The organism is Faecalibacterium sp. I3-3-33, from assembly GCF_023347295.1.
In the GTDB taxonomy this organism is placed as follows: domain Bacteria; phylum Bacillota; class Clostridia; order Oscillospirales; family Ruminococcaceae; genus Faecalibacterium.
Window position 1 is genome coordinate 1,909,320 of record NZ_CP094469.1, and the last position, 12,798, is coordinate 1,922,117.

The 12,798-nt window shown below is 58.8% G+C and carries 8 protein-coding genes; 4 read left to right on the top strand and 4 right to left on the bottom strand.

The window, feature by feature from the left end; translation table 11 throughout:
- Positions 1-121 precede the first annotated feature (121 nt).
- A complete protein-coding gene (locus MTP39_RS09000; protein ID WP_249240270.1) occupies positions 122-2,704 on the bottom strand; it encodes a transglycosylase domain-containing protein in 2,583 nt (860 codons plus the stop codon).
- 238 nt (positions 2,705-2,942) lie between these two features.
- On the opposite strand from MTP39_RS09000, the gene MTP39_RS09005 reads away from it, so the two are divergent.
- Positions 2,943-3,317, top strand: coding sequence for a hypothetical protein (locus MTP39_RS09005; protein ID WP_249240271.1), 375 nt, complete (start codon positions 2,943-2,945; stop codon positions 3,315-3,317).
- Between the two features lie 230 nt (positions 3,318-3,547).
- On the opposite strand, the gene MTP39_RS09010 is transcribed toward MTP39_RS09005, so the two are convergent.
- The 3 genes from MTP39_RS09010 to MTP39_RS09020 form a co-directional block, all read right to left on the bottom strand.
- Entirely contained in the window at positions 3,548-5,326 is a 1,779-nt protein-coding gene (locus MTP39_RS09010; RefSeq protein WP_249240272.1) for a Na/Pi cotransporter family protein, read from the bottom strand.
- A gap of 744 nt (positions 5,327-6,070) precedes the next feature.
- The gene (locus MTP39_RS09015) at positions 6,071-6,727 is read right to left on the bottom strand and encodes a sortase (protein ID WP_249240273.1); all 657 of its coding nucleotides are present in this window, start codon (positions 6,725-6,727) and stop codon (positions 6,071-6,073) included.
- 64 nt (positions 6,728-6,791) lie between these two features.
- The gene (locus MTP39_RS09020; protein WP_249240274.1) at positions 6,792-7,790 is read right to left on the bottom strand and encodes a Na/Pi cotransporter family protein; all 999 of its coding nucleotides are present in this window, start codon (positions 7,788-7,790) and stop codon (positions 6,792-6,794) included.
- Between the two features lie 204 nt (positions 7,791-7,994).
- Between MTP39_RS09020 and MTP39_RS09025 the strand changes: the two genes are divergently transcribed.
- The 3 genes from MTP39_RS09025 to MTP39_RS09035 are packed head-to-tail and all read left to right on the top strand — an operon-like array spanning position 7,995 to position 12,598.
- Positions 7,995-8,504: a MarR family winged helix-turn-helix transcriptional regulator gene (locus MTP39_RS09025; protein ID WP_249240275.1), complete on the top strand. Its 510-nt coding sequence runs from the start codon at positions 7,995-7,997 to the stop codon at positions 8,502-8,504.
- On the top strand, positions 8,488-10,785 hold the full coding sequence (locus tag MTP39_RS09030; protein WP_249240276.1) for an ABC transporter ATP-binding protein: 2,298 nt from the start codon (positions 8,488-8,490) through the stop codon (positions 10,783-10,785). Before MTP39_RS09025 ends, MTP39_RS09030 begins: the two co-directional genes overlap by 17 nt.
- Before the next feature lies 1 nt (position 10,786).
- Positions 10,787-12,598 (top strand): ABC transporter ATP-binding protein, encoded by a 1,812-nt coding sequence (locus MTP39_RS09035; protein ID WP_249240277.1) that lies wholly within the window; start codon positions 10,787-10,789, stop codon positions 12,596-12,598.
- Positions 12,599-12,798: the final 200 nt, after the last annotated feature.

Genomic DNA, 12,798 nt, shown 5'->3' on the forward strand with positions numbered 1-12,798 from the left:
AACCCCTGCAATGCAAGAGCCCGGATGCTATTTTGTCACTTTGTCCAGTTTTGTCTTGTAAAGCGCGCCCTGTCCTTGCCGGATTTTTCAGCAAAGGGGCAAAAAAGTACGATTTTTCCCCTTATTCTGTATCCAGCGCACTGGTGTCGGTAGGAGTGACCGGCTGGGTGGGCGCAGCGTCGTCTGTGTTCTCGGTAGGGGCAGCGGCCTGCGGGGCTGCGTGGGAGTAGGTGCAGGTATCGGGCAGGTCATCGGCACGGTAGTAGCCCACAGCCGTGCTCGGGCAGCCTGCACCGGCCAGAAGGCCGCTCTGGGTGCAGTAGCGGCGCTCCACCACGCCTGCGGAGGTGGGGAATGCCTTATAGGGCAGGTCTGCCTGTGCCTGCTCCATCAGTGCCTTCCACGCGGTCACACAGGTGCGGGTCTTGGCCTGCTGCTTGGACAGGGTCTTGGTCATATCGTAAGGTGCATCGTAGCCCCACCACACAGCGGTGACATAGTAGGGCGTGCCGCCCACGAACCACAGATCCTTTTCGTCGCTGGCAGTACCGGTCTTACCAAAGGCCTCCATGCCGTTGGAGTTGGGATAACGGCCGCTGGCAGTACCTACGCTGGAGAACAGAACGTTCTTCAGCAGGCGGTTCATGACATAAGCAGTATCGGGGGTCAGTGCCTGATAGCTGGTGGCGTTGTTTTCCAGATAGATGTTGCCGTCCCGGTCCAGCACACGGGTATACAGGTGCGGGGTGGTGTACTCGCCATCATAGAAGATCTGGAAGGCTGCGGCCAGTGCCATGGGGGTAACGCCCTTGGTCTGGCTGCCCATGACCATCTGCGCCAGACCCACGTCGTTGGTGGGGTCCAGCGTATTCAGCTGCAAGGTGTTGTAGACGAAGTTGAAGATATTGCTTGCGCCCACAAGGTCGCCCACACGCACCGCGATGGTGTTCAGCGAGCGGGCAAGGCCGTTCCACAGCGGGAGATCGCTGCCATCGCCGTAGTTACCGCCGTAGTTGCGCGGCCAGCTGCGCCATGCGTTGGGGTAAGCGCGGAGCTGCTTGTCGGAGAGACCCATCAGGCCGTTCTTGCGGCAATAATCCTCGTCCCGGATGATCATATCCTGCTTCTGGTACAGGGGGGAGTTGTTGAGCATGGTGGACCAGTTGACCAGACCATACTCAATGCCCAGCGCATAAGCGCCGATGGGCTTGATGGTAGAACCGGTCTGCCGCTCCACGTTGTAGGCGCGGTTCAGGGAAAGGCTCTTGGTCTTTTCGCCCAAGCCGCCCGCAATAGCCAGCACGTTGCCGTCATAGTCCAGCGTGACCATGGCAGCCTGCGTGCGCACGTTGCGGTAGTAGTAGACGGTGCCGTCCTCGCCGGTACGGGTCTTGGGAGTGCCGTCCTCGTTGAACACCTGCACATCATCGTCCGAGATGGAAGTGACCTCTTCCTCATGCCAGCCCGCCGGGAAGTAAGCATCATCGGTGTTCAGCATCAGGTTTTCCATCTGGGACTGCAATTTGGTATTGACAGTTGCCTCGATGGTAAAGCCGCCGGTGTAGAGCAGCTTCTGCGCCTCGGACTCGCTGATGCCCTCCTTGGTCATGATGTCCTGCACGACCTCGTTGAACAGTGCATCGGTGAAGTAGGAGGTGACGGTGCTGGGCTTTTTGCCGCTGTCTTCTTCGGCCAGCACAAGGGGCTGTGCAGCACCGTTGCGGTAGTCCTCCTCGCTGATCACGCCCTGCTGCCACATATTGTACATGATGAAGTTGCGGCGGTGGATCAGGTTTTCGGGGTTCGTATAGGGGTTATAGTTGGTGGGGTTTTTGGTAATGGAGGCAATGGTGGCGCACTCCCACAGGCTCAGCTGGCTGACATCCTTGTTGAAGTACTCGTTGGCCGCCGTCTGCACACCCTGAATGGTGCCGGTAAAGCTGATGGTGTTCAGGTACGCCTCCAAAATGGTCTCCTTAGAGTAGCTGCGGCTCAGGCAGAGGGCGCGGTAGATCTCGCGCACCTTGCGCAGTGCACCATTGATACCGCTGGCGCTGTTGTCATCGGTCAGGTTCTTGATGAGCTGCTGCTCCAGCGTGGATGCGCCCTGCTTGGAGCTGTAAATGGGCAGCAAATACTCATTGATCATTGCGCCGATGGTGCGCTTGAAGTTGACGCCGGGCTCTGAGTAGAAATCCTTATCCTCGGTGCAGATGAAGGCATACTGCAAGTTGGAAGGGATCTGCTCAAGGTCTGCCCACACGCGGTGGCTGTTGGAGGAGCGCAGGGTGGCATACTCCACCTGTGCACCGGTATCCGGGTCGGTAGCCACCACCATACTGGACTGGCTCAACTGGATGTTGTCCAGATCCAGCAGGTCGCCGTCGTTGGCGGTAGCCTGCACCACATAGAACACCATGCCCACAGCCACCACGCTGCCCAGCATGATGCCAAGGCAGAGCACCGTAGCGATAGTGCGTCCGATGAACCGCAAAATGGGGTGCTTGCTCTTTTCCTTCGGCGGCTTGGGGCTTTTGGGTGCTTTTGGCGCACGAGTACGGTTTTCCGCTGCGGGGCGTGCCTCGCGACGGCTCTGGGAAACATTGACCTTACGTCCCACCGGGCGGGCAGGCTGCTCCTCGCCGTTCCGATGGATCTTTCTCATCTCATTGTTGGAGATAGGGATCGCCTCCTGACATTTCAAGACTGTTTCCGGGCATTGCTGCGCCGGGTTTTATCCACATCGTTTGTGACACGAAACTTCAAACTGCAATACCATATTATAGCACGCACGCCCCAGCCGGGCAAGAACCAATCTTTGCGCGCTGAGCAGATATAAATAGTATAACACACTCCACTGTGGAAAGTACAGTGCCCGCGTGTGAAAATTGTCTGCCATCCGCAAAAACGGGGCATACTTACGGGGGAAGGGAGTGTTTTTTATGCGCAAGCTGTCTGTCTGCCTGTTCTACGGGCTTTGCGTATTCACCATTGTTTTCAGTCTGTTCTGGATGGCACTACCAAAGCTGCCGCTGTCTCAAAGCCCCGCGGGGTCCGAGACCGACCCCGCCTCTCCTCTGAGCCTTGCCGCGCAGGCAGTGCCGCAGCCGGACGCCGCCCGCTACTGCCTGCGGGACAGCGGCGGGCGGGTGGCGGTGTACACCTGCCGCGCCGATGGCACCCCGGGCACTTTGATTCGCGTGACCGGCATCTACACCAATCTTCTGCCGGAAAATGATGCCCTGCGCATCAAGCGTGGGCTTGTGGTCAACAGCCCCCGGGAGCTGGATCTGCTGCTGGAGGATCTGGGGGAGTAAGTGCCCTGCGTGGGTACACGATTTCTAATGGCCTCCGCTTGTGCTCTGGCCATCTTCAGCGGAAAATTTATTTTAATTTCGGGATAGTGGAGCGTCTGCGGACGCTCCGCTATCCCATTTTCACGAGGGGGATTGTAAAGATATACGGCAGTGCCTACTGCATATTCCTGCGTGAAAACGCAAAACAAGCCAGACCCGCAGGCCTGGCTTATTTAAAAACAAAAACTATTTTATGCTTCCATTTCTTCCAGCGGCACAAGGTACTCCTTGCGGCACTGCTCGTATTCCAGCATATAGTCCTTGCTGGGGCTGTGGTGCATGATGTTTTTCAGGGTATGGGAGTCGTAATCGTCGCCGGCCTCCATGCCCACCATGCGCACTGCGATGTTGGAGCAGTGGTCGGAGATACGCTCGGCGTTGTTCAACACATCAAGGAACACCACGCCGGTGTCGATGGAGCAGACGCCGTCCTTCAGGCGGCGGATGTGTTGGTCGCGCAGGCGCTCCACCATCACATCAATGATCTCTTCCAGCGGCTCCACCTGGGCTGCCTTCTGGGTATCGTCGTTTTCAAAAGCCTCGTCCGTCAGAACCAGAATGCGCTCCAGTGCGTCGTCCAGCAGCTGCAGCTCCTTTTTGGCGCTCTCGCTGAAGCTGGCTTCCTTGTCGTACAGTTCCTCGGCCTTTTCCATGATGTTCACGGCGTAGTCGCCAATGCGCTCGAACTCGGTGACAAAATTCAGCAGCTCGGTCACCGCGTGGCTCTCGTCGTCGCCCAGCTCCTGATCGGTCAGCTTGATCAGATAGTTGGTGATCTCCACCTCCATGCGGTCGATCAGGTTCTCGCGCACCTTGATGGCACTCACAGTCTCCTCGTCCATCTTCAAAAGCAGCGGCGCGGCCAGACCCACATTGCGGGCGGCGCGGCGGGACATTTTGATCACCGCGTTCTTCGCCTGCTGCAAAGCCACAGCCGGGCTCTTGTACAGACGCTCGTCCAGCACCGGCATGCTCAGCTCCTGTGCTTCCTCCACGCTGCTGGGCACCGTGAGCATCGCCAAGCGGCTCAGCACCCCGCTGCAAGGCAGGAACAGCAGCATGGCGCATACGCTGGACAAAGTATGGATGTTTGCAATGGAGCTCTTGTTCATCACATCGCCCCACATAGGGATGCCGATGGTGAACTGCACTGCATAGATCAGCGCCAGCAGGATCACGCTGCCGATGACGTTGAAGTACAGGTGGATGAGCGCTGCCCGCTTACCATCCTTGGAAGAGCCGCCGATGGTGAGCAGCGGGGTGAACGCCGTACCGATATGCGCACCCAGAATGATGGGGATGGCAGAACTGAAGGTGACAAGCCCTGTGCTGGACAGTGCCTGCAAAATACCCACGGAGGCAGAAGAGGACTGGATGATCACAGTGACCACCACGCCCACCAGAACACCCAGAATGGGGTTGGTCATGGTGACGAACAGATTCTGGAACACAGCGCTCTCCCGCAGGGGTGCCACACCGGTATCCATCAGGCTCATGCCGGTAAACAGGATACCGAAACCCAGCATGATCTGGCCGATATTCTTCTTTTTGGCATTGCGCAGGAACACATAAAAAATGCAGCCAATAAACGCCACCACAGGGGCAAAGGTCTTGGGCTGGATCAAGGTCAGCCACAGGCTGTCGCCTGAGATATCCGCCATGCGGATCAACTGACCTGTTACCGTAGTACCAATATTTGCACCCATGATCACGCCTACCGACTGCGTCAGTGTCATGATACCAGAGTTGACAAGGCCGACACAAATAACCACCGTACCAGCCGACGACTGAATGACGCCGGTGATCAGTGTGCCGAAGATCACGCCTTTGATGGTAGAGGAGGTAAGCTTTTGCAATACGCCCTGCATCTTGCCGCCTGCCAGCTTTTCCAGACCGGCACCCATGATGGACATGCCGTACAGGAACAACGCAACGCCGCCCAGCAGAGAGGTAATGTGTGTGATATCCATAACGATACTCCTAATATGAAACTTCCCTTTTTATCCTTTACAGCACGCAGCCGCCGGAGCCTTGCACACGCAAGGCGCTGCCCTGTTCCGGAAGCCGCTTATTTTTATTATACCATCAAAGGGGGCGTCTCAACAAGGTTTATTTTACAGGAAAGTTACTTTTTTCACACATTTCGCAACATATTTCCGGGCAACAAACAAAAAGCTTTCCGTTATTTTACATACATTTTACATTATATCTTCCCGGATGCAGTATGTTCCCCGCTTACCCGGCCAGCTCTTCCATGGCCTCCCGCACCGTGTCGGCCGAAAACAGGAACACACCACTGCCGGTGTATACCTCCACATGACTGCCCACATAACGCAACTCAAAATCCTTCATGGTGTTTCCCTCCTGTGTGTCTGTTTTGTACCCGGAGCTTTTCCGGTGAACACAGTATCGCACAATTCAGATACCATAAAAAGGACTTTCAAATGTTATTTGCGGTTTTTTCGTAAAAAACAGCGTATGCTCCCCCGGTCTCCTTGGAAATCAAGCTTTTGAAATTTCCCGCAGCGCCGCATTTCCGTAGGAAACAGGTTCCGGAGCTGTCGTTTTCCGTCACGTTCCCTCCCGTGAAAATGGGATAGCGGAGCGTCCGCAGACGCTCCGCTATCCCGAAATTAAAAATAAATTTTCTGCTGATCATGCCCAAAGCACATGCGGCGGGCATTCCAAATCGTCCCGCCCCGCAAGAGATGGCGTCACTCTGCCGCGTCCGTCACCCGGACGGGGTAGCCCGTCCGCACACAGCGCACCGCGTAGCGGGCGTTGCCGCCGGAGGTGCAGGTGAACAGAGTCAGATCCCAGCTGTCCGTCTCGGTAACAGTGGTCATCTCCTCGATCTGGGTGGGCTGCAAAGTCTCCACACTCTCCACCTCGTAGTTCCAGCGCAGACCGTCCGCATCTGTAAAGTAGACCGGGCTGCCGATAGCCAGCCACTTGATGGGGCTGAAGTGCTTTGCGTAGTTGTGGCCGCAAAGCACCAGGTCATCGGCATAGGTGGTGCCGCTGTACCGTCCGGGGGCGACCTTCAGCCCGGCGTAGCTCCACTGCGCCATCACCGGCAGTTCCAGCCCTGCCGCCGGGATGGAAAGCACCCCGATATAGTCGTGCCCCTCCACCTCCACGGTGGTCATCTCCTGCGTCGGGTCCAGCACCGGCTGCGGGGCTGCGGTCTCGTTTTCCTGCCGGTGCTCCGTAATGGTCTTTTGCATGGTCTGCTCCAGCTCGCCCAATACTTCCTGCGAAGCCTTTTCTGCCCGGGCAGCATCCCACCGGTTGTAGCCAAGCAGCCCGGCGGCGCATAAGATCAGCACCGCGCCCAGCACCATGCACAACCTGCCGATTTTCCGTTTCATTGCATTTCATCCTTTATATATATAATAGTATCGTCTGCTTTAGTATACCATTCCCCGCTCCGGTTTACAACCGTTCTTCCGGGCGATTTTTATCGGGCAGCAGTGCGCAGACCAGCCGCACCATCTGCCCGGTCAGGGGCAGCCATACCAGCGCACACAGCCCGTTGAACAGCGTGTGCGCGTTGGCGATCTGCCGGGCGATCACGGCGCACTCTGCGCCCGTAGGCGAGCACAACCGCACCAGCGCCGCAAAGGGTTGCAGCAGTATGCAGCACACCGCCGCGCCGCTCAGATTAAAAATAGCGTGGGCTGCCGCCACCCGCTTGGCATCTCTTCCCTGCCCGATGGCAGCCAGCACCGCCGTGATGGTAGTACCGATGTTATCCCCCAGCAGAATGGGAATAGCTGCTGTCAGCCCCAGCAGGCTGTGCACGCCGTCCGCACCGGGCTGCGCCGCCATGCTTTGCAGCAGCGCCACCGTGGCAGAACTGCTTTGCACCGTTAAGGTCATGCAGACGCCCGCCAGCAGTCCATGCAAGGGGCTTTGCTGCACCCGGGCAAGCTCCAACCGGAGCAGCGGGCTTTGCAGCAGCGGCTCCATGGCGCTGCGCATCACCGTAACGCCCTCGAACAGCACCCCAAAGCCGAACACGGCTTCGCCCACGCAACGGCCCCGCCAGTTTTTGCAGGCCAGACAGAGCAATACCCCGCAAAACAGCAGCAGATACCGCCAGCTTTCCACCCGGAACGCCAGCAGCTGCGCCGTGACCGTCGTGCCGATATTTGCCCCGAACACCACCGGCACCGCCTGCCGCAGCTGCAACAGCCCCGCCGCCAGAAAGGCAATGACCATGACCGTGACCGCCGAACTGCTTTGCAGCACCGCCGTTACCGCCGCACCAGTCAGCAACCCTGCTACCGGGTTTGCGGTACACCGCGCCAGCAAGCTGCGCAGCCGTCTGCCCGCCCCCTGCTGCACTGCCCGGCACAGGCTGTCTGTTCCGTATAAAAACAGCGCCAACCCGCCGAATACCTGCAACAGCACCTGTAACCCCTGCTCCATCCGCACCCTCCGTTTCTGCCTGTCCTTTATTTCTATGCAGCGAGAACCGGTTTTCGTCCTGACAAAGCCTACAAGTTTTTTGTGAATTTTTGTTTAATATTTCCCCATTCTCTTGCAATCCCGCTGCAAAAGGAATATGCTTATCAGGCGTTAATACTTAACAACTGTTAAGTATTCGAAAAATGCAAACGAGGAGGGACTGTTGTGTCCGAGCCAAGCACCCCCAGCTTTCAGGGGATGTGCCACTATATTGGGCAGCTGAGCAAGGCATCCAAGGCCGGGATGCGGGCGGCGCTGGCCGATTGCCCCAAATGCCACTTCAATATGCTGGAAGGCCTGCTGCATTCCATCAACTGCCACGGCAGGGACGGTGCCATCTACGTCTCCGACCTTGCCCGGGAGATCCGACAGCCGCTGCCGGCGGTCTCGCGCGGGCTGCGGTTGATGGAGCAGGACGGCACCGTGGTGCGGGAGCCGGACCCCGCCGACCGCCGCAAAACGCTGGTGCGCATCACCCCCAAAGGGTATGAGCTGTGCCACCAGTGTGAGCAGGCTCTGCGCGACTACTTTGCCAGCGTGCTGGCACGGTTAGAGCCGGAGCAGGTAGCCCAGATGGACGCGCTGCGCGGCGCGCTGATGGATGCCATTCTTGCGGAAAATGCCGCGCGCAACATTGACCCGAAGGGAGAAACGAACCATGACAAAGATCTTTAAGCAGCTGGCCCGACACTGGGCGGTCTGCCTTGTGGTGTTCGCGCTGCTGTTCGTGCAGGCGTACTGCGACCTTGCATTGCCGGACTACACCAGCAAGATCGTGGACACCGGCATCCAGCAGGGCGGCATTGAAAGCCCCCTGCCCCAGACGGTGCGCAAGAGCACGCTGGACGCATTGAGTCTGCTGATGAACGAGGAGGATGCGCAGAAGCTGCAAAACGCCTATCAGTACTATCTGCAGGACGATGGCGTATTGCAGCTGCGCTCCGACCTGACCGAGGACGAGCGCACCGCACTGGAAGATGCCGTGACCACCCCGGACATCGTGCTGTATATGGCTGCCGCACAGGCCGCCAACACCCCCGCCGGGCAGAACAGCATGGGCATGACCGGCCTTGCCGAGATGCCCTCTGCCGCTGCGGACACCGACACCGAGACCGTCACTCCCACGGCAGCAGATCTGGACACCGTTTGCAGCCAGTTTGCCGCCATGAGCCAGATGCCCGGCTTTGACCGCAGTATGCTGCAAAAGCAGCTGGACGGTGCCATGAGCCAGCTGGACAGCACCCTGCTGGAAAACCTGAAAAGCCAGTCTTTGCTGCTGGTGCAGCTGGAATACGAGGCACAGGGCGTTGCGCGGGATGTGCAGATGCAGTACCTCTTCCGGGTAGGCGGCCAGATGCTGGCGCTCACCCTGCTGATGGTGGCCGTGGCTGTGGCCGTGGGCTTCCTTGCCTCCCGGGTATCCGCCGCCATCGGCCGCGACATGCGCCGGGAAACCTTCTCCAGTGTCATCGGCTTCTCCAATGCAGAGATTGAGAATTTTTCCACTGCCTCCCTCATCACCCGCACCACCAACGATATCCAGCAGGTGCAGTTCGTCTGTGTCATTCTGCTGCGCATGGTAGCCTACGCGCCCATTCTGGGCATTGGCGGTGTGCTGCACGTTGTGGGCAGCCGCAGCGGTCTTTCCTGGATCGTGGTGCTGGACGTGGCACTGCTTTTGTTGCTGCTGATCTTCCTGATGAGCGTTGCCATGCCCAAATTCAAGGTGATGCAGCAGCTGGTGGACCGGCTGAATCTGGTCAGCCGCGAAATTTTGACCGGCATCATGCCGGTGCGCGCCTTCAGCCGCGAAAAGTTTGAGGAGCAGCGTTTTGATAAGGCCAACCGGGAGCTGATGGGCACCCAGCTGTTCACCAACCGCGCCATGGTGGCCATGATGCCCTTTATGACTCTGATCATGAACGGCACCAGCCTGCTCATCGTCTGGTTCGGCGGCAAAGCCATGGACGCCGGCACCATGCAGGTGGGCGAGATGATCGCCTTTATCACCTACACCATGCAGATCGTCATGTCCTTCCTGATGCTGGCGATGGTGGCCGTCATGCTGCCCCGCGCCGGTGTGGCTGCGGATCGTATCGACGAGGTCCTCCGCACCAAGGCCACCATCCACGACCCGGACAAAGCCACCGCAAAGGCCGCACAGGCCCACACCGACTGGCAGGGTGTGGTACAGTTTGAGGATGTGAGCTTCCGCTACCCCGGTGCGGACAGCGATGCACTGGAACACATCAGCTTTACCGCAAAGCCCGGCGAGACTACCGCCATCATCGGCTCCACCGGCTGCGGCAAGTCCACCCTGCTCAACCTGATCCCCCGCTTTTACGATGTGACCGGCGGCAAGGTGACCGTGGACGGCATTGACGTGCGCGAGATGCCGCAGGCACAGCTGCACGACCTGCTGGGCTATGTGCCCCAGAAGGGTGTGCTGTTCAGCGGCACCATTGACAGCAACCTGAAATTCGGCGGCGAGGATATCACCGACGCACAGGTGCACAAGGCCGCCGCCATTGCGCAGGCCACTGATTTTATCGAGGCAAAGTCCGAGGGCTACCAAAGTCCCATTGCACAGGGCGGTTCCAACGTATCCGGCGGCCAGAAGCAGCGGCTTTCCATTGCCCGGGCAATCGCCAAAAACCCCAAGGTCTATCTGTTTGACGACAGCTTCTCGGCGCTGGACTACAAAACCGATGTAACGCTACGCCGCGCTTTGAAGGCACAGACCGACAACGCCACCGTGATCATTGTGGCGCAGCGCATCTCCACCGTGCTGCACGCAAACCAGATCCTTGTACTGGACGAGGGCAGACTGGTGGGCAAGGGCACCCATGCCCAGCTGATGGTCAGCTGCCCGGAATATCAGGAGATCGCCCGCAGCCAGCTGAGCCAGAAGGAACTGGCGCTGGATACCCTGAACACAGAAAAGGAGGGTGAGTGATATGCCCAGACCCGGACGTCCCACCACCGAGCGCGCCAAGGACTTTAAAGGCACGCTGCGGCAGCTCATCCGCACCATGAGCCACTACAAACTGCCCCTTGCGGCAGCCATGCTGTTTGCTGTTCTGTCCACCATCTTCAACATTGCAGGCCCCAAGGTGCTGGCAAAGGCCACCACCGCCCTTGCCACCGGCTGGATCGCCCGGCTGCGCGGCACCGGCAGCATTGATTTTGTGTATATCGGCCGCATTCTGCTGTTTTTGCTGGGGATGTACCTGCTGAGCAGCGCCTTCAGCTTTATTCAGGGCTGGCTGATGACCGGCCTTTCCCAGAAGGTCTGCTACGACTTCCGCCGCCAGATCAGCGAAAAGATCAACCGCCTGCCGCTGGCGTACTTTGAAAAGCGCACCGTGGGCGAGGTGCTCTCCCGCATCACCAACGATGTGGACACGCTGGGCCAGAGCCTGAACCAGAGTATCACCCAGCTGATCACCAGCGTGACCACCATGATCGGTGTGCTGGTGATGATGCTTTCCATCAGTCCCCGCATGACCCTGATCGCCCTGCTGATCCTGCCGGTGTCGCTGGCGCTGGTGCTGGTGGTGGTCAAGTTCAGCCAGAAGTACTTCAAGGCGCAGCAGGCCACGCTGGGCGTGGTCAACGGTCAGGTAGAAGAGGTTTACGCCGGTCACAACGTAGTCAAGGCGTTCAACCGGGAGGCCGTGGTGCTGGCAGACTTCAACGCCGCCAACGATAAGCTGTACGAATCCGCATGGAAGAGCCAGTTTCTCTCCGGCCTGATGATGCCCATCATGAACTTTGTGGGCAACCTGGGCTATGTGGCGGTGGCCATTGTTGGCAGCATTTTTGCCGCAAACGGCGTTATCACCATTGGTGATATTCAGGCCTTTATCCAGTACGTCAAAAACTTCACCCAGCCCATCCAGCAGCTTTCGCAGGTGTCCAATATGCTGCAAAGCATGGCCGCTGCTGCCGAGCGGGTGTTCGAGTTTTTGAATGAGCCGGAGGAAGAGCAGCTGGCAGACCCCGCCCGCCGCGCCGACCCCTCCGATATTGACGGACAGGTCACCTTTGACCATGTGCGCTTCGGCTACACCCCGGACAAGACCGTCATCCACGACTTCAGCTGCACGGTGCAGCCCGGCCAAAAGGTAGCCATCGTAGGCCCCACCGGCGCGGGCAAGACCACCATGGTCAAGCTGCTGATGCGCTTTTACGATGTGGACGCCGGTTCCATCACCCTGAACGGCCACGATGTGCGGGACTTTGACCGCAGCGCCCTGCGCGAGGGCTTTGGCATGGTGCTGCAGGACACATGGCTGTTCAAGGGCACCATCATGGAGAACATCCGCTACGGCCGACTGGACGCCACCGATGAAGAGGTGATCGCCGCCGCAAAGGCCGCCAACGCCGATCACTTTATCCGCACCCTGCCCGGCGGCTACCAGATGGAGCTGAACGAGGACGCCTCCAACGTCAGTCAGGGACAGAAGCAGCTGCTCACCATCGCCCGTACCATTCTGGCAGATAACCGCATTCTGATTTTGGACGAGGCCACCAGCAGCGTGGATACCCGCACCGAGCAGCGCATCCAGACCGCCATGGACCGCCTGATGGAGGGCCGCACCAGCTTTGTCATCGCCCACCGCCTTTCCACCATCCGCGATGCCGACCTCATCCTTGTCATGCGAGACGGCGACATTGTGGAGCAGGGCACCCACGACCAGCTGATCGAGGTCGGCGGCTTCTACGCCGACCTGTACAACAGCCAGTTCGAGGACGTGGTGGATTAAAGCACCTGTCATCGCAATATAACTGCCAAAAGAGCACCTGCCGCCTTCTCTTCCGAGGGCAGCAGGTGCTCTTTGCATTCCCCTCTCAGTCATCGCTGCGCGATGCCAGCTCCCACAAGAGGGGGAGCTTTTCAGCATCTGCCAGGCAGCTGCAATAGAGCTCTCCCTTCGGCGCGGAAGCGCCTGAGAGGGTTTCCATC